The organism is Arthrobacter sp. E3 (assembly GCF_017353415.1).
Classification (GTDB): domain Bacteria; phylum Actinomycetota; class Actinomycetes; order Actinomycetales; family Micrococcaceae; genus Specibacter.
This window is the reverse complement of the sequence record NZ_JAFMPX010000001.1, coordinates 108,962-129,658: the sequence shown is the minus strand read 5'-3', so window position 1 is coordinate 129,658 and position 20,697 is coordinate 108,962. Positions and strand designations below refer to the sequence as shown.

21 protein-coding genes are annotated in these 20,697 nt (G+C 63.8%); 12 read left to right on the top strand and 9 right to left on the bottom strand.

The genetic code is table 11. The features are described from left to right. Window positions 1-79: 79 nt before the first annotated feature. The gene (locus tag JMA46_RS00605) at window positions 80-2,290 is read right to left on the bottom strand and encodes a S9 family peptidase (protein ID WP_207343357.1); all 2,211 of its coding nucleotides are present in this window, start codon (window positions 2,288-2,290) and stop codon (window positions 80-82) included. A 357-nt stretch (window positions 2,291-2,647) separates the two neighbouring features. Between JMA46_RS00605 and JMA46_RS00600 the strand changes: the two genes are divergently transcribed. The 5 genes from JMA46_RS00600 (at window position 2,648) to JMA46_RS00580 (ending at window position 10,321) form a co-directional block, all read left to right on the top strand. Next, window positions 2,648-3,874, top strand: a complete 1,227-nt coding sequence (locus tag JMA46_RS00600) for a thiolase family protein (RefSeq protein ID WP_207343356.1) — start codon at window positions 2,648-2,650, stop codon at window positions 3,872-3,874. Further along, a complete protein-coding gene (locus tag JMA46_RS00595) occupies window positions 3,874-4,695 on the top strand; it encodes an enoyl-CoA hydratase/isomerase family protein (protein ID WP_207343355.1) in 822 nt (273 codons plus the stop codon). Before JMA46_RS00600 ends, JMA46_RS00595 begins: the two co-directional genes overlap by 1 nt. Beyond that, entirely contained in the window at window positions 4,692-5,585 is an 894-nt protein-coding gene (locus JMA46_RS00590; protein ID WP_207343354.1) for a 3-hydroxyacyl-CoA dehydrogenase family protein, read from the top strand. The genes JMA46_RS00595 and JMA46_RS00590 overlap by 4 nt, the downstream gene beginning before the upstream one ends. Window positions 5,586-5,674: 89 nt before the next feature. Further along, complete coding sequence (paaZ, locus tag JMA46_RS00585) at window positions 5,675-7,804, top strand: phenylacetic acid degradation bifunctional protein PaaZ (protein WP_207343353.1); 2,130 nt, start codon at window positions 5,675-5,677, stop codon at window positions 7,802-7,804. Window positions 7,805-8,005: 201 nt separating this feature from the next. Beyond that, window positions 8,006-10,321 carry an FdhF/YdeP family oxidoreductase gene (locus JMA46_RS00580; protein ID WP_207343352.1) on the top strand — a complete coding sequence of 772 codons (2,316 nt, stop codon included), beginning with the start codon at window positions 8,006-8,008 and terminating at the stop codon, window positions 10,319-10,321. 20 nt (window positions 10,322-10,341) lie between these two features. Here the strand turns inward: JMA46_RS00580 and JMA46_RS00575 are convergent, their stop codons facing one another. Further along, entirely contained in the window at window positions 10,342-11,106 is a 765-nt protein-coding gene (locus JMA46_RS00575; protein WP_207343351.1) for a DUF427 domain-containing protein, read from the bottom strand. Window positions 11,107-11,155: 49 nt separating this feature from the next. Continuing rightward, window positions 11,156-11,749, bottom strand: coding sequence for a TetR/AcrR family transcriptional regulator (locus tag JMA46_RS00570; RefSeq protein ID WP_207343350.1), 594 nt, complete (start codon window positions 11,747-11,749; stop codon window positions 11,156-11,158). A gap of 128 nt (window positions 11,750-11,877) precedes the next feature. On the opposite strand from JMA46_RS00570, the gene paaA reads away from it, so the two are divergent. From paaA to JMA46_RS00540, 6 genes are read left to right on the top strand one after another with little or no spacing between them, the layout of a single operon-like run. Continuing rightward, window positions 11,878-12,852 (top strand): 1,2-phenylacetyl-CoA epoxidase subunit PaaA, encoded by a 975-nt coding sequence (gene paaA, locus JMA46_RS00565; RefSeq protein ID WP_207343349.1) that lies wholly within the window; start codon window positions 11,878-11,880, stop codon window positions 12,850-12,852. Between the two features lie 2 nt (window positions 12,853-12,854). Then, window positions 12,855-13,181: a 1,2-phenylacetyl-CoA epoxidase subunit PaaB gene (paaB, locus tag JMA46_RS00560; protein WP_207343348.1), complete on the top strand. Its 327-nt coding sequence runs from the start codon at window positions 12,855-12,857 to the stop codon at window positions 13,179-13,181. Window positions 13,182-13,231: 50 nt separating this feature from the next. Then, window positions 13,232-14,113: a 1,2-phenylacetyl-CoA epoxidase subunit PaaC gene (gene paaC, locus JMA46_RS00555; RefSeq protein WP_207343467.1), complete on the top strand. Its 882-nt coding sequence runs from the start codon at window positions 13,232-13,234 to the stop codon at window positions 14,111-14,113. Beyond that, the gene (paaD, locus tag JMA46_RS00550; protein ID WP_207343347.1) at window positions 14,110-14,670 is read left to right on the top strand and encodes a 1,2-phenylacetyl-CoA epoxidase subunit PaaD; all 561 of its coding nucleotides are present in this window, start codon (window positions 14,110-14,112) and stop codon (window positions 14,668-14,670) included. The genes paaC and paaD overlap by 4 nt, the downstream gene beginning before the upstream one ends. Then, window positions 14,670-15,881: a 1,2-phenylacetyl-CoA epoxidase subunit PaaE gene (paaE, locus tag JMA46_RS00545; protein WP_207343346.1), complete on the top strand. Its 1,212-nt coding sequence runs from the start codon at window positions 14,670-14,672 to the stop codon at window positions 15,879-15,881. The genes paaD and paaE overlap by 1 nt, the downstream gene beginning before the upstream one ends. A gap of 39 nt (window positions 15,882-15,920) precedes the next feature. After that, the gene (locus tag JMA46_RS00540) at window positions 15,921-16,703 is read left to right on the top strand and encodes an enoyl-CoA hydratase-related protein (protein ID WP_207343345.1); all 783 of its coding nucleotides are present in this window, start codon (window positions 15,921-15,923) and stop codon (window positions 16,701-16,703) included. Here the strand turns inward: JMA46_RS00540 and JMA46_RS00535 are convergent. From JMA46_RS00535 to JMA46_RS00520, 4 genes are all read right to left on the bottom strand, one after another. Beyond that, window positions 16,690-17,244 carry a hypothetical protein gene (locus JMA46_RS00535; protein WP_207343344.1) on the bottom strand — a complete coding sequence of 185 codons (555 nt, stop codon included), beginning with the start codon at window positions 17,242-17,244 and terminating at the stop codon, window positions 16,690-16,692. The genes JMA46_RS00540 and JMA46_RS00535 overlap by 14 nt on opposite strands. An 81-nt stretch (window positions 17,245-17,325) precedes the next feature. Continuing rightward, a complete protein-coding gene (locus JMA46_RS00530) occupies window positions 17,326-17,679 on the bottom strand; it encodes a VOC family protein (protein ID WP_207343343.1) in 354 nt (117 codons plus the stop codon). An 87-nt stretch (window positions 17,680-17,766) separates the two neighbouring features. Beyond that, window positions 17,767-17,931: a hypothetical protein gene (locus JMA46_RS00525; RefSeq protein WP_207343342.1), complete on the bottom strand. Its 165-nt coding sequence runs from the start codon at window positions 17,929-17,931 to the stop codon at window positions 17,767-17,769. 277 nt (window positions 17,932-18,208) lie between these two features. Then, complete coding sequence (locus JMA46_RS00520; RefSeq protein ID WP_207343341.1) at window positions 18,209-18,586, bottom strand: hypothetical protein; 378 nt, start codon at window positions 18,584-18,586, stop codon at window positions 18,209-18,211. A gap of 135 nt (window positions 18,587-18,721) precedes the next feature. Here JMA46_RS00520 and JMA46_RS00515 point away from each other — a divergent pair, with 135 nt between their 5' ends. Next, window positions 18,722-19,195 carry a hypothetical protein gene (locus JMA46_RS00515; protein WP_207343340.1) on the top strand — a complete coding sequence of 158 codons (474 nt, stop codon included), beginning with the start codon at window positions 18,722-18,724 and terminating at the stop codon, window positions 19,193-19,195. 45 nt (window positions 19,196-19,240) lie between these two features. On the opposite strand, the gene JMA46_RS00510 is transcribed toward JMA46_RS00515, so the two are convergent. Both JMA46_RS00510 and JMA46_RS00505 read right to left on the bottom strand, forming a co-directional pair. Next, window positions 19,241-20,014 (bottom strand): isocitrate lyase/phosphoenolpyruvate mutase family protein, encoded by a 774-nt coding sequence (locus tag JMA46_RS00510; RefSeq protein ID WP_207343339.1) that lies wholly within the window; start codon window positions 20,012-20,014, stop codon window positions 19,241-19,243. 91 nt (window positions 20,015-20,105) lie between these two features. After that, window positions 20,106-20,558 carry an Lrp/AsnC family transcriptional regulator gene (locus JMA46_RS00505; RefSeq protein WP_207343338.1) on the bottom strand — a complete coding sequence of 151 codons (453 nt, stop codon included), beginning with the start codon at window positions 20,556-20,558 and terminating at the stop codon, window positions 20,106-20,108. Window positions 20,559-20,697 lie beyond the last annotated feature (139 nt).

Here is a 20,697-nt window from a genome sequence, read left to right as displayed (position 1 = left end):
CATCAAGCCTTTTGAGACGGGAGCAGTTGGCAATGTTGTTCCAAGACATTGCCAACGGCTCCCGTCTCGATTCTTCGAATCAGCGTAGCTGCGTAGCCTCGAGAGCGTCGGCTAGGAACGCGTAGTCCCAAGCCCGCGTCTTCCAGCCTTCGTAGCGGCCGGACGCGCCGCCGTGGCCGCCGTCCATTTCGATTTTTAGCACAATCGGCTCCGTGCCGGTCGAGACGGCACGAAGTTCCTGCACCCACTTGGCCGGTTCCACGTACAGCACTCGGGTGTCGTTGAAGCTGGTGACGGCCGCGATCTTCGGGTATGCCACGGGCCGCACGTTCTCGTACGGGGTGTACTCCTTCATGTACTTGTACACCTCCGGGTCGGTGATCGGGTTGCCCCACTCTTCCCACTCCAGCGCGGAGAGTGGCAGCTCCGGGTCCAGGATGGTGGTCAGCGCGTCCACGAACGGCACCTGCGCCACAATGGCCGCGTACTTTTCCGGTGCCAGGTTCGCCACGGCGCCCATGAGCAGCCCGCCGGCCGAGCCGCCCATGGCCGCGATGCGTGCGGGGTCCACCCAGCCCGAGGCAGCGAGCCAGTCCGTAGCCGCCACAAAGTCGGTGAACGTGTTCTTCTTGTTCAGCTTCTTCCCGTTCTCATACCAGTGCCGGCCCATCTCGCCGCCACCGCGCACGTGCGCAACGACAAACACCACGCCACGATCCAAAAGCGAGAGCCGTGCCACGCTGAAGCCGGGGTCCATGCTCATCTCATAGGAGCCGTAGCCGTACACCACGCCCGCGTTCCCACCATCGCGGGGCAAATCCGCGCGGTGCAGCACCGACAACGGAACTTGCGTGCCGTCGTCGGCCGTGGCCCACACGCGTTCGGCCACGTAGTCGGACGGGTTGTAGCCGCCCAGCACCGGTGTTTCCTTCCGCAACAGCAGCTCGCCGTCCGCCCCGGCAAGCGGCAATACATAGTCGTAAACGCGCGGCGGCGTGAAATCCGAGGTGTAGATGAGTCTGATCAGCGGTGACTCGTATTCGCTCCCGCCCATCGAGGCCGTGTACAGCTCCTCGTCAAAGACAGGCTCGACGGCGGCGCCCTGCCCTGGCGTTCCCAAGCCTTCCAGCGCGGTCACCTGGATGCGCTCTATGGTGTCTTTGCGCAGTGAAACCACCATGTGGGTGGCCGTCACGGTAGCACCGTTGATGCGCACCGAATCGTCGTGGGGCACCACAGTGTCCCAGTGCTGTTCGGCCACCGGCTTGCTGAACTCCGCCACGTCAACCACGGAAATCATGGAGTTGACGGCGTCGCGGTCATGGGTGAGCAGCACCTTTTCGATGCCGTCTTGAAGGAAGGGTTCGGCGTCGTACAGGATCTCGGCGGCTCGGGGGATGAGCAACTGCAGGCCCTTTTCGGGGGCCGCGAAGTCCAGCATGCGGGTTTCGCTGAACTCGGAGCAGCCGATGCCGATCACCAGGTGGCGGCGGTCGGCGGAGAGCTCAAAACCGGTCCACATGGCGACGTCGTCCTCCTGGTAGAGGACCTTGTCGCTTTCCACGGGAGTGCCCAAAATGTGGGATTTCACCTGGTGTGGGCGCCAGGAGTCGTCGGCCAGCATGTAGTAAAGCGCGCTGCCGTCGGGCGAGAACGTCAGCCCGTAGAACACGTTTTCAATGGTGTCCGGCAGCAGCTCGCCGGTGCGCAGATCCTTGATGCGGATGGTGAAAAGCTCGTCGCCGGCAAAGTCCGCGGCATAGGCGTACAAATTGCCGTCGCGGGTGACGGACGCTCCGCCCAGAGAGAAGAAGGGCTTGCCCTCGGCCTCGGCGTTGCAGTCCAACAGGACCTGCTCACCTGGCACGTCCACGCCGGGCTCAATGACGGGCGGCGTCCAGTCCGCCAGGCCGCCGGTGCTCTCCGCGGCGACCCGGCACTGGATGCCGTACGACTGGCCTTCCACCATGCGCCCGTAGTACCACCAGCCGTCCTTGCGGCTGGGAACGGACAGATCGGTTTCCTGAGTGCGATTCTTAATCTCGTTGAAAATATCGTCCCGCAGGGTTTCCTGGTTGGCGGTGAGGGCGTCCGTATAGGCCTGTTCGGCGTTCAAATGCGTCAGAACCTCAGGGTTTTCCTTCTCCCGCAGCCACTCGTAGTTGTCCACAAACGTGTCCCCGTGGTGCGTCCTGTTGGTGGGAACCTTCTTCGCAACCGGGGGCCTGATGGTGGCCTCGGCGGCGGGAATCGTGGCGGACTGGGCTGCAGCGGCGTCGGAAGTGCTCATGGAATCCACTGTATAGAGATAGGACTGGCAGAGGGGAGGAGTATGCCGACAGCGCAGCGCCGAGCTGCGCCGAAGTTGCCGCGCCGAGGAAGGGGTGAACCCACGTAGTTGTCGACCCTTTGCTCTGCTGCTGCGCCGAGGAAGGGGCCAGCTTGCGACATGACGGATTTGAAACGCCGTTCTCGCGTGTTGGCCCCGTTCTCACGGAGGGAGCTCCGTCCGGCCCCGGCCAGGCTAAATGGTTGACCACCTGCCCACCTCATGGAATATTTATAGAACGAACGGTCGGTAATTTGCTGGACTGTCGCGTGCCGAGGGTCCAGCCGCTCTGCACGCTTGCGGGAGAAGGGTGTGGCCATGTCGGGAAAGGCACCGCAGGCGTTTTTGGTGGGCGGGGTCCGAACACCCGTGGGACGCTACGGAGGTGCCCTCTCAACAGTCCGTCCCGACGACCTCGCCGCACTGGTTGTGAAGGAACTAGTGGACAGAACCGGAGTGGACCCGGCCATGGTGGATGAGGTTATTCTGGGCAACGCCAACGGCGCCGGTGAGGAAAACCGCAACGTGGCCCGCATGGCCTGGCTACTGGCAGGCTTCCCGGACACGGTTCCCGGTATCACCGTCAACCGCCTGTGCGCTTCCGGAATGAGCGCCATCACCATGGCCTCCCACATGATCAAGGCCGGGGCCGCGGATCTGGTGGTGGCTGGCGGCGTCGAGTCGATGTCCCGCGCCCCGTGGGTCATGGCCAAGCCGGAAAAGGCCTTCGCCAAGCCTGGAGCCAGCTTCGACACGTCCATCGGCTGGCGGTTCACGAACCCGAACTTCCTCTCCGGCGAACTCTCCCGTGACGGCAAAATGACGTTCTCCATGACGGAGACAGCCGAAGAGGTAGCCCGGCGCTACAACACGTCCCGGGAGGACTGCGACGCGTTTTCGGTGCGCTCCCACGAACTTGCCCTGGCTGCCATCGCCGCGGGCCGGCTCCGCGAAGAAATTGTCCCCGTCACGGTCCACGGCCGCAATCCGGACACCGTGGTCAGCGACGATGAAGGTCCGCGCCCCGGCACCACCATGGATGTATTGGCCGGCCTGCGCCCGGTGGTGAAGGGCGGCACTGTGGTCACGGCGGGCAATTCCTCAACATTGAACGATGGCGCCTCCGCCATCCTCGTCGCCTCCGAAGCCGCCCTCCAGAAGTACGGTTTGACCCCGCGCGCCCGCATCATCGACGGGGCCGCCGCGGGCCTTGCCCCGGAAGTCATGGGCATGGGCCCGGTTGCCGCCACAGCCAAGGTCCTCCAACGGCAAGGCAGAAGCGTGGGCGAACTGGCCGCCGTCGAACTCAATGAAGCGTTCGCCTCGCAGTCGCTGGCCAGCATACGCGAACTCGGCCTGGACCCGGGCACAGTCAACCTCGACGGCGGCGCCATCGCCCTGGGGCACCCGCTGGGCTCCTCCGGCTCGCGGCTCGTGGTCACGCTACTGGGCCGCCTGGAACGGGAATCCCCGGGAGGGCTGGGCCTGGCCACCATGTGCATCGGCGTGGGACAAGGCGCCGCACTGCTGGTGGAAGGCCTGTGATGGACGGCTCCGTGACGGACGACGCCGGACACCTCCCTGGACAGGAGGCCTTTGCCACGCTGCTGGTCACCGATGCGGCGGACCGGGTGGTGGTGCAGCTGAATCGGCCGGAGGTGCGCAACGCAATCAACGCCCGCATGGTCGCGGAACTCCACGCTGTGTGTGAGCTGCTGGAGGCCCAGCCGAAAGTGCTCATTCTTCACGGCACTGTTGGGGATGAGGTGGCTGGCATCAAGGGCATTTTTGCGTCGGGAGCCGACATCGCCGAACTGCGCGGGCGTCGGCGCCAGGATGCGCTGGCCGGCATCAACTCCGGCCTATTCGAGCGGATTGCCAAGCTGCCCATGCCGGTAATTGCTGCCCTGGACGGGTACGCGCTCGGTGGCGGTGCCGAGCTGGCGTATGCGACTGACTTCAGAATCGGCACCCGGGCGCTGCGCATGGGCCAGCCGGAAACGTCCCTGGGCATCATGGCCGCTGCCGGTGCCACGTGGCGGCTCAAGGAATTGGTGGGTGAGCCCGTCGCCAAGGCGATGCTGCTGGCCGGACGCATCCTCACCGGCGAGGGCGCCCTCGCAGTCGGGCTCATTACCGAGCTGGTGGAGCAGGCGGGGCTGTTGGATGCGGCCCACGGGCTCGCGGACAGGATCTGTGCGCAAGACCCGATGGCGCTGCAGGCCACGAAGAGGGTGTTCCACGCACCACGCGAGGCCCATCCGGCGGTGGACAACCTCGCCCAGGCGGAACTGTTTGAATCCCCAGCCAAGTTCGAGCGCATGCAGGCGTTCCTGGACAAAAAGCAGGACAGGAAGCCGACATGACCCCCACCCAACCCGACGCTCCTGCACTTTCAGGGGTCATTTCAGCAACCCTTCCGCAGTTAGTGGGCGTTTTGGGCGGCGGGCGCATGGGGGCCGGGATCGCACACGCGTTTCTGCTGGCCGGCTGTGACGTGCTGGTGGTGGAGCGCGACGGCGACGCAGCCGCCAGCGCACGTGAGCGGGTGGAATCCGCCGTGGCGAAGTCCTTGGAACGCGGACAGATTGGCGGGGCCGGTAAGTTCATGGACCGGTTGGCAGTCTCCACCGATTACGCAGATTTCGCTGACAAGGACCTGGTGGTTGAGGCCGTCCCGGAAATCTTAGATCTCAAGGTTGCCTCCCTGCAACGCGTGGAAAAGCATCTCCACGCCACGGCATTCCTCGCTTCAAACACGTCCTCGCTGTCCATCACCGGGCTGGCTGCCGAGCTGGCCCGCCCGCAAAACTTCATTGGCCTGCACTTTTTCAACCCCGTCCCGTCGTCCACCCTCGTCGAAGTGGTGGTAGCCAGCCGCACGCTGCCGATGGTGGTGGATTCCGCCAGGGGGTGGGTGTCCGCGTTGGGCAAGACCGCCGTGGTGGTCAAGGATTCCCCGGGCTTTGCATCGTCTCGGCTGGGAGTGGCTTTGGCATTGGAGGCCATGCGCATGCTGGAGGACGGTGTTGCCAGTGCGCAGGACATCGACGCAGCCATGGTGCTCGGCTATAAACACGCCACTGGTCCGCTGCGCACCACCGATTTGGTGGGACTGGACGTCCGGCTGGAGATTGCCGAATACCTCGCTTCGACGCTGGGGGAGAGGTTTGCGCCACCGCAAATCCTGCGTGACAAGGTGGCCCGCGGCGAGCTGGGACGCAAAACCGGCAGGGGATTCTTCGACTGGGACTGATGCACCCGGGCGGCAGCACCAACACTGCCCACACAGCAGCACAGTAAACCGCACGGCACATTGAGGCACGTTGAAAGGACGGTTTGGCGATGGCCACCGCAACGAAAATAGAGTTTGTTCCCAGCTATGTCCAAGATGCCTGGTGGACGCCGGATGCAGACGTCCGCGGCACCGACGCGCGGGACGCCAGCACTGGGGAGGTGTTGGCCCGGGTCTCCGTGGACGGGCTGGACCTGGCCGCCGTGGTGGAGCATGGGCGCACAGTGGGCCGGAGTGAACTGGGCAAGTTGACCATCCACGAGCGCGCGTTGAAACTGCGTGAATTGGCTGGCTATCTCAACGGTCGCCGCGAGGAGCTGTACGCGGTCTCTGCTCAAACCGGCGCCACGAAAATTGACTCCATGGTGGACATCGACGGCGGCATCGGGGTGCTGTTCACGCTGTCCTCCAAGGGCCGGCGCGAACTGCCCAACAGCAACGTCATTGTGGAGGGCCCGGTGGAGGTACTCAGCAAGGACGGCTCATTCATCGGTGAGCACATCCACACGCCCATCCCCGGCGTGGACGTGCAGATCAACGCATTCAACTTCCCCGTCTGGGGCATGCTGGAAAAGTTTGCCCCCGCATTCATTGCCGGCGTGCCCACCATCGTCAAGCCGGCCACGCCCAGCGGGTACCTCGCCGCGGCGACCGTGCGCGTCATGATCGAATGCGGGATCCTGCCGCCCGGGTCGCTGCAGCTGATTTCAGGTTCGGCCCGCAAGCTGGTGGATCAGCTCGACTACCGGGACATGGTCTCCTTCACCGGCTCCGCCAGCACCGCGAACCTTCTGCGTGCCCACCCGAACGTTGCCCACGGCGGCGTACGCCTGAGTGCCGAAACAGACTCGCTTAACGCTGCCATCCTTGGCCCCGACGCGGTCCGGGGAACGCCGGAATTCGATGCTTTCATCAAATCGGTGGTCACGGAAATGACCGTCAAGGCGGGGCAAAAGTGCACGGCCGTCCGCCGCGCCATCGTCCCCGAAGACCTGCGCGCCGACGTCATTGTGGCCGTGGGCGCCAGGCTCACCGAACGCGTGGTGGTGGGTGATCCCCGCACCGAGGGGGTGACCATGGGTGCGCTTGCCTCGCTGGAACAGCTGGCCGACGTCCGCGCTGCCGTCGAATCAATGATGGCGGCGGGCGGTGAGCTCGCCTGGGGAACCCTGGACGCGCCCCAGGTGAGGCACACTCAGAGCCCGGCATCCGTCGTCGAACATGGCGCGTTCATGTCCCCGGTACTGCTCGACTGGGCCGATTCCGAAGCTCCCGCCGTGCACACCCTTGAGGCGTTTGGCCCCGTGTGCGGGGTGCTGGGTTTTTCCACACACGACGGCGGCGCCTCCGAAGCGGTCCGGCTCGCTGCGCTGGGGGCTGGCTCTCTCGTGGCAACCGTGTGCACGAATGACCCCGACTTTGCGCGCGCGGTGGTGATGGGAATTGCCTCCCACCACGGGCGGGTGCTGGTGCTGAACCGTGAAGATGCGCGCTCCTCGACCGGCCATGGATCGCCGGTGCCGCACCTGGTGCACGGCGGGCCGGGGCGTGCCGGTGGCGGTGAGGAGCTGGGCGGCATCCGTTCGGTCAAGCACCATATGCAGCGCACGGCCATCCAGGGCTCGCCGAACATGCTCACGGCCGTGACCGGAGTGTGGCACACGGGCGCGGACCGCGTGATGGCCGGGGTGCCGGAGTTTGGCGGGGTGGAGGGGGCGGTGCATCCGTTCCGGAAGTCCCTGGCCGAGCTGCACATTGGTGATGCGTTTGCCTCGGGACTGCGCCAGGTCACGCTGGAGGACATTGCGGCATTCGCAACGAGCACCGGCGACACGTTCTATGCCCACACGGACGCGGCGGCCGCCGAAAGGAACCCGTTCTTTCCGGGCATAGTGGCTCATGGGTACCTGCTGGTCTCGTGGGCGGCCGGACTGTTTGTGGAGCCCGCTCCGGGACCGGTGCTGGCTAACTATGGGCTGGAAAGCCTTCGCTTCCTCACGCCTGTTGCGGCGGGCGATTCGATCCGTGTGACGTTGACGGCGAAGCAGATCACTCCGCGCACCACTGACGACTATGGCGAGGTCTGCTGGGACACTGTTTTGCACAATCAAAACGGCGACGTCGTGGCCACGTACGACGTCCTGACCTTGGTTGAAAAGGAAAACACGCTCTACAAGTGACGCGGACGGGCCAGTGATGCCGGACCTAAGTTCCATTGCCTTTGCCGACGAGGGGTGCTAAACAAATTGAACCGCCAATGTCGCGTTCGTTGTGGTGTGTGTTGGGGACAGCCTGCATGACGGCGTTCGCGGATCAGGACTCGCTGGCCGCCGCCACTTGGCCCGGAGAGTTCATTCTTCAAGCAAAAGGTTGTGTGCGCAATGAGCATCAAGCCCCCAGTCCAGGATGAGTCGGATGCCGAGCTGCAGGTCAGCGAGCCCAAACGATCGGCCGGAGGACTGCCCAGCCTGCAGTATTCCATGCCCCAAGCCGTCGCCGAGATGGGCGTCATGCGGTCAGCGAAGACGTTGCTGGCCATGAACCAGAAGGACGGCTTCGACTGCATGAGCTGCGCGTGGCCGGACCCGCCCGAGCGCAAGACCGCGGAATTTTGTGAGAACGGCGCCAAGGCTGTCACATGGGAGGCCGGGCTGCTGACCATCGGGCGGGACTTTTGGGAAAACAATTCCGTCTCTTCGCTGCGCAGCCGCAGCGAATACTGGTTAGGACAGCAGGGGCGGCTTGTGGAACCCATGTACAAACCCGCAGGGTCGGATCATTACCAGCCCATCAGCTGGGAGAACGCCTTCCGTATTGTGGCCAGGGAGCTGAACGGCCTTGATTCCCCGGATGAGGCCACGTTCTACACGAGCGGGCGCACCAGCAACGAGACTGCATTCCAATACCAGCTCTTCGCCCGTGCGTTCGGCACCAACAACCTGCCGGACTGCTCCAACATGTGCCACGAATCCACCGGCAAGGCCATGGAGGAGACCATCGGCATCGGCAAATCAGCCATCGCCTATGAGGATTTTGAAAAGTCGGACCTGATCATCATCATGGGACAGAACCCGGGCACCTGCCATCCACGCATGCTCACCGCATTGGAGGAGGCCAAGGAGGCCGGCTCCACCATTGTCGCCATCAACCCGCTTCCGGAGGCCGGGCTGATCAACTTCAAGAACCCGCAGCGCCCCCGCGGTCTGGTGGGCAAGGGCACCGACCTGGCGGACCAGTTCCTGCAGATCAGGCTCGCCGGTGACATGGCCCTTATGCAGGCCGTGGCCAAGCGCGTCTTCGCCGCCGAGGCGGCCGCACCCGGCGCCGTCCTGGACCATGCGTTCCTGGAAGAGCACTGCCAGGGGCTTGAGGAATACCGGGCACACATTGAAAACGTGGACGAGAAGGCGGTCCGGGAAGCCACCGGACTGCGCACAGCCGAGATTGACGAACTCGCCAGCCGCTACTTGAAGGCTGACAAGGTCATCGTCACCTGGGCCATGGGACTGACCCAGCACAAGAAGGCCGTGCCCACCATCAAGGAAGTCATCAACCTGCTGCTGCTGCGCGGCAACATTGGCAAGCCCGGCGCAGGCCCCTCGCCCATCCGCGGGCACAGCAACGTGCAGGGCGACCGGACTATGGGCATTTGGGAACAGATGCCCGACCACTTTCTGGACGCCCTGGGCAAGGAATTCAACTTTGACCCGCCCCGGGTCCACGGCTTCGACGCCGTCCAGAGCATCCGTGCCATGCGGGATGGAAAGCTGAAAGTGCTTTTTGCCATGGGCGGCAACCTGGTCGGGGCCATCTCAGACACGGCCGTAGCCGAGGCAGCATTGCAAAAGCTGAAGTTAACGGTCCAAGTCTCCACAAAACTGAACCGCTCCCACGCGTTTGTGGGCGATCAGGCGCTGATCCTTCCCACGCTGGGCCGGACCGAGATTGACAGGCAAGCCACCGGCGAACAGTTCGTCACAGTGGAGGACACGGTCTGCGCCGTCCATGCCTCCAGCGGCAAGGTTGAGCCGGTGGCCGTGGGAATCCTGTCCGAGATGGCGATTGTCAGCCACCTGGCCCGCGCCGTCCTGGGCAAGAACCATCCCATCGACTGGGCCGGATTCGAGGCCAACTACGACACCATTCGCGAGCACATCAGTCATGTAGTTCCGGGATGCAGCGACTACAACGCCAAGGTCCGCCAATGGGGCGGATTCGTGCTGCCGCACCCGCCACGGGACAGCCGCACGTTCCCCACCCCGACCGGCAAGGCGATGTTCAGCGTGGGCGAGCTTGAAACCGTTCAGGTGCCCAAGGGCAGGCTGCTGCTGCAGACAGTGCGCTCCCATGACCAATTCAACACCACCATGTACAGCCTCAACGACCGTTACCGTGGAGTGAAGAAGGGTCGGCAGGTGCTGTTCGTCAACCCCTCCGACTTGGTCGAGCTCGGCATTCCCAACGGCAGCTACGTGGACATCCACAGCGAATCGGCCGACGGCGTGGACCGGGTCCTGCGCCAGCAGCGGATCATCAGCTTCCCCACAGCACGCGGCTGCGTGGCGGCATACTTTCCCGAAGCGAACGTCCTTGTTGCCCTCGATGACACGGCGGAAGGCAGCAACACCCCGGTGTCCAAGTCCGTCGTCGTCCGCCTCGAAAAGACCGATGCGCCCGCCTTCGCCGCCGCCCACTAGTCAACTGCTGAAGTTTCCATTCAGAGTTCGACGACGTCCACCAGTTTGTCGTAGAAACCCACGTATCCGGCGATTTCGGTTGCCAGCGGGAGAGGGGATTGGTAGCTCCACGCGACGTCGTCTCCGGGGCCACCGGCCAGCCGCCAGTAGCTGGCCGTGCCCTTGTAGGGGCACAGCGTGACGGATTCGGTGGCGACCAGGGCATCCCAATTCACATCAGCCGGGGGAAGGTAGATCTGGTCCGCCATGCCGGTTTCAAACACCATCAGCGGTGTGCTGGACTCCGCCAGCACCTCCCCGTCCACAGTCACCCGGACGTGCCGTGAGCTGTGGCGGATGTCCACCCGATGGAACAGATCGCGAGGGTGGGACTGGACGGGGTCATCTTCCTCCAGCCAGTCAAAAGCGGCGGCTTCGAAGGCCACATACCCCTGCAGGTCCGGGTCATCGAGGCGGAACGCGGCGCCCGGGGCAGTCTGCCCGCCGGCCGACACATCCAGTGCAGTCCCCGGAGTGCTGTGCCGACTGAACGGAATTCCAGGGTGCAGCGGGTGCGTTCCAGGAGGGGTAGGTTCCGGAGGTTTCGCCGGACTCAGGACACCGACGACGCCGTCCGTCGGCACCGCATAGCAGGGCACCATGCGCCGGGGTTCCCACATAACAACGGCCCTACGGGAGTCAACCACAGGCACGCCGCCGAGCAGTGCCCGGATGTGTTTGGTGGTTGGTTCGTAGCGAAGTTCGTGGGAGAGTGCTCGAAGGGAAGCTGAGATCATGGTCGCCATGTCTAAAGCCTGCCCCTGGGGGAGTGCTTTGTCGATAGCTCGACCAGCGTTAGCGGTGCAGGCCCTCAAAGCACATGGCCAGGACGTCATCCGCGAGCTTCTCTGCGGACAAGTCGCCACCGGGCTTGTACCACTCAACAATTGAATTGACCGTACCGAACAGCAGTCGGGTGATGGTCGCGGCCGCAATGTCGTCGCGCAGCATCCCACTCGCCTGAGCCTCGGAAACCAGCCCGGTGATGGTGCGGTCAAAGGCGCGGCGGCGGGCCAGCGCCTCCCGCTCCATCTCCGTGTTTCCGCGCAGCCGCAACAATAGCGTGACAAACGGGAGCCGGTCCACGAGCACCGCGATGGTTCCCCTGAGCACAAACTCCAGGCGGGAATCGGGTGCTCCAGACGTCGCGCCGTCGAGCATCAAGACTCCTTCAAGACCACCCAAAGCCTCCTCCAATGCCCGCCGCAGCAGCTCCTCCTTGGAAGTGACATGGTGGTAGATGGCGGATTTGGAGATGCCCAGCGCGTCGGCCAGGACACCCATGGATGTGGCCTCGTAGCCGTGCTTGTTGAAGGAATCGACGGCGGTCCGCAGCACCGAGGCCTGGTCATGCCCGGGGCGTCCGCGCTTCGCCGTGCTGATGGACATGGGCCCTGCTTTCCGTGGCTCTTCGTGGCGCTGATTCATTGACGGGGTATGCAAGCCACTATATCCTGAACGAACGGTCGGTAATTAATTTTGCGACTGTCGACGGGCACTGCGCCGAAGGAGAAACCATGGCAAACGACCAACAACTTCAGGACGCCGCCGGGCAGGCCAACTTTGATGCGATCATCGCCAAGGACTCCCGCATTGAACCGACGGATTGGATGCCGGAGGACTACCGTCATGCTCTGGTGCGGCAAATGTCCCAGCACGCACATTCGGAGATCATCGGCATGCAGCCGGAAGCGAACTGGATCACCCGCGCCCCGAGCCTGAAACGCAAGGCCATCCTCATGGCGAAGGTGCAGGACGAGGCCGGGCACGGGCTGTACCTGTATTCGTCCACGGAAACGCTCGGCACCACCCGAGACGCCATGACGGAACAACTGCTGGCCGGGAAGGCCCGGTACTCCTCCATTTTCAACTATCCGGCCGTGACGTGGGCCGACATGGGCGCCATCGGCTGGATGGTGGACGGCGCGGCCATCACGAACCAAGTCCCGCTGTGCAGGGCGTCGTACGCGCCGTATGCCCGCGCGATGGTACGGATCTGCAAAGAGGAATCGTTCCACCAGCGGCAGGGTTTTGAGATCCTGCTGGAGCTCTCGCACGGCACTCCCCAACAGAAGGCGATGGCGCAGGACGCGGTCAACCGCTGGTATGCCCCGTCGCTGATGATGTTCGGCCCGCCGGACTCTGATTCGCCGAACTCGAGCAAGTCCATGGCGTGGAACATCAAACGCTTCAGCAACGACGAACTCCGCAACCGCTTTGTGGGCATGCTCGCCGAACAGGTCAAAGTCCTCGAACTAAACCTCCCCGACCCCGACGTCCGCTTCAACGAGGACACTGGAAAATGGGAACATGGCCCCCTCGACTGGGAAGAGTTTAAGGAAGTCCTGGCCGGCCGCGGCCCCTGCAACACCCAGCGCATGGAGCGCCGCCGCGCCGCGCACGACGACGGAGCCTGGGTGCGCGAGGCGGCCGCGGCCTACGCCGCGAAACAGTCCGCGACACAAGCGAAAGCCAAAGAGGAGGCTGCGTAGCCATGTGTCCCGAACCTGAAGGCACGACGCCGGATACTGCCCCGGGTGCCCCGCCCTGGCCTTTGTGGGAGGTATTCGTCCGCTCGAACCGGGGCCTGAGTCACGTCCACGCCGGATCACTGCACGCGCCGGACGCCACCATGGCGCTGCGCAACGCCCGCGACCTCTACACCCGGCGCAACGAAGGCGTGTCCATCTGGGTGGTTCCCTCCGACGCCATTGCCGCCTCCGACCCTGACGCCAAGGGCTCCTTCTTCGAATCCCCGCAGGGCAAGGACTACCGGCACGCCACGTACTACGTGAAAAGCGAAGGGGTGAAACACCTGTGATCCCCACCGGCTCCCCTCACTCGCAAGCTCGCGACGGGTCCCTCGCCGGTGTGGGCCCTTTCGCCGGCCAACACCGCAACCCCACGCCCTACTCGCAGGGTGACAGTGCCGCTTCGGCCACCAGGATCACACCAGGGAACGCTCTGCGCCCGGAAGACATTGCGCTCGCGGCCGCTGACGGGACGGCCAAGCCAAGCCCGGAAGTGGCCGAATACGCGCTTCGGTTGGGGGACGACGCGCTGATCCTGGCCCAGCGCCTGGGCCATTGGATCTCCCGCGGCCCCGAATTGGAAGAAGACGTGGCGCTTGGCAACATCGCGTTGGACCAGCTGGGCCACGCACGCTCCTTCCTGAGCTATGCCGGCGCAGCTTGGGGCAAGACAGAGGACGATCTGGCCTACTTCCGCAGCGAACCAGAATTCCGTTCCGCGCATCTTTTTGAGCAACCCAACGGCGACTTTGCCGCCACGATCGCCCGCCAGTTCATCGCCGCCAGTTACCAATTCCTTCTCTACCGGGAACTGAGCCGTTCCAGTGACCCGATGCTGGCAGCCATCGCAGCGAAGGCGGTGAAGGAAGTCGACTACCACCTTGACCACAGCACGCAATGGGTGCTGCGCCTGGCCGGCGGAACTGATGAATCCCGACGCCGCATGATCGCGGGGCTGGAGAACATGTGGCCGTATGTCGGCGAACTTTTCGAGGACGATCCGCTGGCTGCCCAAGTGGGGGACAACGGCGTCGTGCCTTCCAGTCTGAAGGATGAATTTGATCAGAGCACCGGGGAGGTTCTGGTGCAGGCGGAGCTGGAAGTGCCCACCTATCCCATGGCCACCGGCGGGGGCCGTCACGGGCGGCACTCGGAACATTTGGGCTATCTGCTGGCGGAAATGCAGGTTTTGGCGCGCGAATTTCCCGGGGCAAGCTGGTGAGCGCCGTGGCTGAAACGAACAGGGCCAGAACCGAAATCTCGGAGCAGGAAGCTTGGGATATTGCCGCATCTGTTTGCGACCCCGAACTGCCCGTCCTAACCATCGCAGACCTCGGCATCCTGCGCGCGGTCGAGATCAGCCCGGCTGAGATCAGCCCGGCAAAGGATGGCAGCGAACCGGTGGTCCGGGTGACCATCACACCGACGTACTCGGGCTGCCCTGCCATGGACACCATCCGCACCGACGTGCGCGCGGCCTTCGAGAGGGCTGGCCTGCCGCAAGTTGAAGTGGTGACGGTGTGGGCCCCTGCCTGGACCACCGACTGGATGAGTGCAGAGGGCCGGGCCAAGCTGGAAGCGTTCGGCATTGCCCCGCCCAGTGGGAATTCTCCAGCGGGTGGGCACAGCGGCCCGGTCCGGCTGGCCATGCAGGTGAAATGTCCGCAGTGCCAGTCGCTGAACACGCGGGAACTTTCCCGGTTCGGTTCCACGTCCTGCAAGGCGCTCTATGTGTGCGGGGACTGCAAGGAACCGTTCGACTACTTCAAGGTGCTCTGATGAGCGTCCCCATCAATGCCGCGGCCCGGCGCAGGGTGTCGTTCCACAAGCTCACCGTATCCGATGTGCGGCGGCTGACGGAGGACGCCATCGAGGTCACCTTCGCCGTGCCCGCCCGGCTGGCCGGCTTCTACGACTACCTTCCCGGGCAGTACGTGGCGCTGCGCCTGAAGATGCCGGATCCCGACGGGGTGCTCCGAGAACTACGCCGCAGCTACTCACTATGCGCCGTGCCCGTGCAGTTCCCCGGCGGCAGCTCAGAGTTGAAGGTCGCCATCAAGCGGGACATCGGCGGCGAATTTTCTACCTGGGCCAATGCGGAGCTGGCCGCCGGGGCAGTCATGGAAGTCATGAGCCCGCAGGGCGCGTTCATCTCCCGGCATTCCGGAGACGCGCCCCCGCCGGACCCTGCGCTGAACGTGCTCAATAGCATGAACCACCCTGAAGAGCTTGCCCGCCAGGCCGGAACGTATGTGGCCATCGCCGCGGGCTCCGGCATCACGCCCGTCATGGCGCTGGCCAAGTCGCTCCTGGCCGGAAATGCAGACACCCGCCTCGATCTGGTCTATGCCAACAAGGCCGCCATGGACGTGATGTTCCTGGAGGAGCTGGCCGATCTCAAGGACAGATACCCGCAACGCTTCGCCCTTCACCACGTGCTCTCCCGCGAACAACGCATTTCCCCGCTGCTCAGCGGGCGGCTGGATGCGGAGAAGCTGGAGGTGCTGCTGGGCAAGGCCATCCACGCGGACGACGTCGACGAATGGTTTCTGTGCGGCCCCTTCGAACTGGTCCAACTGTGCCGGGATGTGCTGGAAGCCCGCAGCGTACCGAGGGATAACGTCCGTTTTGAGCTGTTCACCACCGGGCGCCCAGACCATCCGGAAGGGCAACGAGGACGTCCCGTTCTGATTGATTCCTCCGAGGAAACATGGAAGCTCACGTTCACCCTGGACGGGCTCAGGGCTGACATTCTCAGCCCCGTCCACGCCCGCGAAACCGTCCTGAACGCCGCCCTGCGCGTTCGCCCTGACGTGCCGTTCGCCTGCGCAGGCGGGGTATGCGGCACGTGCCGGGCCAAGCTCGTTGCGGGCGATGTCCACATGGATGAAAACTACGCGCTCGAACCGGAAGAACTGGAAGCAGGCTACATCCTCACGTGCCAGTCCCACCCCACCACGCCGGAGGTCAAGGTTGACTACGACGGGTAGGGCCCAACCAACCGCAGCCACCCACCGCAAGGAGTCACCGTGATTGAGTTGTCCAGCAACAACGGCGTTGCCGAGATCGTGCTGAACGCCCCGGAAAAGCTGAACTCGCTCAACGAGGCTGGGCTGGTTGAGCTGGATGCCGCGTACGACGCCGCTGCTGCCGCCGCCTCCGCGGGCCGCGTCCGGGCGCTGCTCATCAGGGGGGAGGGACGTGCGTTTTGCGCGGGCCGCGACATCGCCGGGGTGGACGGCGCCAACGACGATGCGCGCGGTTACCTTGAAGGGCTCTTGACGCCGCTGCTACAAAAGATGGCAGCGTTTCCGGCACCGACGTTTGCCGCAGCGCAAGGTGCCTGCCTTGGCGTGGGGTTGGGGCTGCTGATCGCCACGGACGTGGTGTACGTGGCTGAGAATGCCAAGTTTGGTTCGCCGTTTGGCAACCTTGGCGCCACGCTGGATTCCGGCGGGCACTGGCTGTTCACCGAAACGCTCGGCGCACACCGCACGCTTGACCTTGTTTACTCCTCCGATTTGATCAGCGGAGCCGAAGCCGTGGCTGCCGGGATGTTTAGCCGGGCCATGCCAGCAGAGGACCTGCTGGGCTTCACCCGAGCCGCAGCAGCCAAGGCTGCCGCAGGCCCAACGCTCGCCTTCAACGCCAGCAAGACCCTGGTGGCAGGGATCCGCAGGGAGAGGCTGGGACTGTGGGACGCCGTCGTGCTTGAAAATGAAGCGCAAGTGGCGCTGTCGGACACGGCCGACTACGCGGAAGGCTTCGCCGCCTTCACCGCGAAGCGGAAGCCCACGTTTACGGGGAAGTGACAGCCCCGGCGGTGCGGCGGCTGGCGATGAACGGCCACGCGATCGTCAGTGCACCGAGAAGGGCGAGGACGAGTGTTTCGCCGGGGAAGTCGAATACGCGCAGGATGATGGCTGCGGCCAAATACGGCAGGGCTGCCCATTTGAGCGGTGTGTGCTTCAGCCGGCTGCCCCAGGCAAAGAGCATGAGTGCGAAGTAAACGCTCAGTTCGAAGCGTGCGGACCATTCGACGAAGAAAAACATCGCGGCCACCACGACCAGGACGCCTGCGGCAGAGATGCTTTGGCGGCGGGCTTCGGTCCCCTTCGTGAGGGACAGTGGCAGCCATACAAGTGCGGCGCAGGTGGCCGGGATTAGCGGGGTCATGACAAATACGGGCATGCTGATGGTGGCGGGGTCCCCTGAACCAAGCAAAAGCAGCAAGGCCGAGAGTAGTGCACCGAGGCCGGCGGCCATGAAGACCAGCCGATTCACCGCGGGTGCCTCTTGGGCCGCGATGGCGGCTGGGTCAGTAACTGGCTGGTCAGCGGGGAGAGACGTCATGGTTCAATCGTCGCAGGTTAATGCTGCGCAGGATTTCAGCCGCCTTGTCAAGTGTGCTCTGGAGCCGCTAGTGGCGGTCTTTCAATCCCGATGGAACACGATGTTCAGCACGTTGCCGTCCGGAGCGCGGACGAAGAACCTGCGAACACCCCATGGTTCTGTAGTTAGTGGCAGCACAATCTCATAGCCGAGTCTCTGAGCTTCTTCGTAGGCTGCTTCAACGTCGTCCGTGTGGACAGAGATCACTGCGTCTTCGGCTGCGGTGGCGTCGCCAGTGACGAGTTGGACGTTGACCCCAGTGTCAGGAGAGGTGTAGCGGGCCACCCAACCCATGTTGAACTCCTCGGTGCTCAGCCCAAGAAAATTGGTATAAAAGCTCTTCGCCGCCTCAATGTCAGCCACTCGAAGGTTGGCCGTAATGCGTTTAGCGCGCATGTAATTCCCCTGCCTTCAATCAATTTTGATGATGGTCCTGTAGGTGCCGTGAAGTGTTCATCTGCCGCGGCAGATCCAGCCAGTGGTTCAGTTCAGCAGCGGCGAGTTGTTCGGCGACGCCGCAGAGCAACCAGCCACGCCCGCGGGCGAGTTCAACCAGGGAAAGCAGATCACCGCCCTGGTGGATGATCCGGCCAAGGCTATGGCGGTGAGAAAGTTACGGTAGGCATCATTCAGTGCGGTGGTATCCATGGTGGACTCCAATCCGATAGAACTCCTAAACTCAACTTTGCCCCTGTGCCAGGAGCCAGTCAAGGAATCGTTGAAGTCGCCGTGCTCAGGTGTGCGAAGGGGAACAGCTGCCGACACGCCGGTAGTTAGTTGGGCCGTAGGCCGGCAATGGCCGCACTCTTTTCGATTGCCATCCCCAGTTGGCCTCGCGTCACCAAAGCAACGGCCGCCGCGGCCAATATGATGCCGAGCCCCCACCAGTTGGTGGTCTCGACCAAGGAGCCGGGGAACGCTACTATCAGGATCCCCAGGGCGCCGTTGACAGAGGCGTGAGCCAAAATCGCAGCAAGAGCGCTGCCGCTGCCATGGCGAATCCACGCCAGCCCATTTCTTCAAGACCGCCGCCCAAGAAGACGATCCCGAGGAGTTGGACTTGATAGAGCCTCAGGGCTCCGGCCAAGCTCTCGCTCGTGAACGAGTCCAGTGTGCTTGGCAGAAACAGCACGCCGATCAGCAGTAGTGCGGGAATACCAAGCCGGGCTATGCCCCACCACAGCAGCCCGATACGAAGGCTGGTGACGTTCGCCCAAAAGTGCCTGACGTCCGGCTGGCCTTCCGTGACACGAACAAGGATGAGTGCCGCAGCGGCCCGGCCGAGAGTGCCGAGAGGATTCACCAGAGCCACCACTTGAATGGAGCCTGGCTAGCCGGCCAGATTCATTGGTGGTCTGACGGGCGGCATTCGCCGAGGGTGGCCTCGTCTTTTGTGAGTGCGGTAGCCTCGATTGAAATCGATACTCGAGGGAGAGCAATGAAACGTTTATCACTTCCAGTTGTTGCCGCGGCGGGCGTCGCAGTTCTTCTACTGGGCGGCTGTTCGGGACAGACCGGGCCCGCAGAACAGACGGCACCCTCCGGACAGGTTGAGCTCAAGGCGTTGGACCGCCCCGCCACGGCTGAGGACACGCTGCCGGCCATGGTCAGATTGCCAGAGGATGTGAACGTTGAAACTACGCGCCTTCTCGTCACCCATGAAGGCGTGCAGTACTTCGTAACTGAAAGCGATGACTCGACAAAGGCCTGCCTGGCAGTGGTTCCTGTGGGAGGCAACGACGGTTGGATTACCGGGTGCAATGGTGGAAACAACAATGGTGAGATCATCATGGTTTGGGGACACGAGGGTGCGGTGCCCACGAAGTTGGTCGCGGATGGATTTGACTCCGGAACGCTGGAATCAAGTGGCTGGATCAAGATCGCGGACAACATCCTTGTCTCTGATCTGTAGCGGTTCAGTTCCGTCGCCGCCCACAGGGGCAGAAACAGCCAGCAATCAGTTCAGCATGCGGGTGCCTTCTGGCAGGGCGCCGTTTTTCATGAGCGCCGTGGCGGCGTCGGCCATGGCGGTCAAGGCAACCCGTTGCATCCACGGCCCGTAGGAAATGCGCGCTACGCCCAATTCCTGAAGCTTCGCCGGAGCCAAGGACCCCGGCACGCCCATGACGCTGACCAGTCCGCGCCCAATGCCTGCCACGAGGGCCGTCACCGTTGACTCATCCAGCTTGCCCGGGACAAAGATGCAGGCTGCCCCCACCTCCAGATACGCACGGCCACGTTCGACGGCGGCCTCAAGAATCTCGCGCGGCTCGCGGCCCGCTCCGCGCAGGAAAGCATCGGTGCGCGCGTTGAGTACAAAGTCAATCCCCTCTGCAGCTCCGGCGTCCGCAGCCAATTTCATGCGGGCAACGGCTTCGGGGAATGGCAGCATCTGATCCTCGATGTTGGCGCCGACAATCCCGACCCCGACCGCCTTGCGGATGGTCTCGCCCGGGCTTCCATAACCGCGTTCCAGATCAGCTGTGACCGGTAAAACCGTTGCTGCGGCGATCCGGCCAACCGCCTCAATCATGGTGGCGGCAGGGATGTGCTCGCCGTCCTCGTATCCATAGGCTGCCGCAATGGAATGGCTGGCCGTGGCCAGTGCCGTGGTGCCGGGAAGCTCGGCGACCACCTTGGCGCTGATCGCATCCCACACATTCGCCAGCTGAAGGATGTCCGGGGCATGGTGGAGGCGGAGAAGTTCAGTTGCCTTGGCTGCAGTGTTCATGGATTCAGCGTAGTTCCGGCACAACGGTTTCAACAGGGCAGTTCCAACAGGGTTACGCCGCCGGGGAGCGGGCGGACCAGCGGGCGGCCGGCTAGCGGTTATCCACGTCCTCAAAGATCAAAAATGTCTGCGTGTCCAGCACCCCGGCCATGGATTGGAGCTGGTCGAAGACCACCCGGCGCAGTCCCTGGTTGTCCTCGGCCCGCACCAGCAAAATCACGTCAAAGTCGCCACCGACCAGCGCAATGTGGGCCACCTCGGGGATGGCCCGCAATTCCTCACGCAGTTCCCGCCACGAGTGCTGGCTGACCTTCAGCGTCACATAGGCGGAGGATTTCAGCCCCGCCTTCACCGGATCCACCAGCGCCGTGAACTTCGTCAGCACGCCGCTGGAGGTGAGTTTGGAAATCCGGGCGTACGCGTGAGCGCGGGAGATGTGCACGTTCTCGGCCACGACGCTGACAGACATCCGGCCATCACGGGTGAGCTCGGCAATGATCCGCCTGTCCACCTCGTCCAGCGGCTCGGGAAGGTGCTCCTCCATGATGCTCCTTCACATGCCGGGATGACGGAGGCCGGGAAGGCCCGACGCCGGGAACAACTTGGGCGGCCAACGCGCCTACGGTCGTGGTTGTGTCTTCCAGAGTATGGAGAATCGACGCAAAATTCCAGACTTTTCTAGA

Excerpts from the sequence above, each read along its gene's own strand:
- paaB (WP_207343348.1), top strand. The coding sequence starts at position 12,855 with ATGTGTCCCGAACCTGAAGGCACGACGCCGGATACTGCCCCGGGTGCC.
- JMA46_RS00510 (WP_207343339.1), bottom strand. The coding sequence starts at position 20,014 with ATGAACACTGCAGCCAAGGCAACTGAACTTCTCCGCCTCCACCATGCC.
- paaE (WP_207343346.1), top strand. The coding sequence starts at position 14,670 with ATGAGCGTCCCCATCAATGCCGCGGCCCGGCGCAGGGTGTCGTTCCAC.
- JMA46_RS00535 (WP_207343344.1), bottom strand. The coding sequence starts at position 17,244 with ATGACGTCTCTCCCCGCTGACCAGCCAGTTACTGACCCAGCCGCCATC.
- JMA46_RS00595 (WP_207343355.1), top strand. The coding sequence starts at position 3,874 with ATGGACGGCTCCGTGACGGACGACGCCGGACACCTCCCTGGACAGGAG.
- JMA46_RS00505 (WP_207343338.1), bottom strand. The coding sequence starts at position 20,558 with ATGGAGGAGCACCTTCCCGAGCCGCTGGACGAGGTGGACAGGCGGATC.
- JMA46_RS00605 (WP_207343357.1), bottom strand. The coding sequence starts at position 2,290 with ATGAGCACTTCCGACGCCGCTGCAGCCCAGTCCGCCACGATTCCCGCC.
- paaZ (WP_207343353.1), top strand. The coding sequence starts at position 5,675 with ATGGCCACCGCAACGAAAATAGAGTTTGTTCCCAGCTATGTCCAAGAT.
- JMA46_RS00525 (WP_207343342.1), bottom strand. The coding sequence starts at position 17,931 with ATGGATACCACCGCACTGAATGATGCCTACCGTAACTTTCTCACCGCC.
- JMA46_RS00530 (WP_207343343.1), bottom strand. The coding sequence starts at position 17,679 with ATGCGCGCTAAACGCATTACGGCCAACCTTCGAGTGGCTGACATTGAG.
- JMA46_RS00575 (WP_207343351.1), bottom strand. The coding sequence starts at position 11,106 with ATGGCGACCATGATCTCAGCTTCCCTTCGAGCACTCTCCCACGAACTT.
- JMA46_RS00515 (WP_207343340.1), top strand. The coding sequence starts at position 18,722 with ATGAAACGTTTATCACTTCCAGTTGTTGCCGCGGCGGGCGTCGCAGTT.
- JMA46_RS00580 (WP_207343352.1), top strand. The coding sequence starts at position 8,006 with ATGAGCATCAAGCCCCCAGTCCAGGATGAGTCGGATGCCGAGCTGCAG.
- JMA46_RS00590 (WP_207343354.1), top strand. The coding sequence starts at position 4,692 with ATGACCCCCACCCAACCCGACGCTCCTGCACTTTCAGGGGTCATTTCA.
- paaA (WP_207343349.1), top strand. The coding sequence starts at position 11,878 with ATGGCAAACGACCAACAACTTCAGGACGCCGCCGGGCAGGCCAACTTT.
- JMA46_RS00600 (WP_207343356.1), top strand. The coding sequence starts at position 2,648 with ATGTCGGGAAAGGCACCGCAGGCGTTTTTGGTGGGCGGGGTCCGAACA.
- JMA46_RS00570 (WP_207343350.1), bottom strand. The coding sequence starts at position 11,749 with ATGTCCATCAGCACGGCGAAGCGCGGACGCCCCGGGCATGACCAGGCC.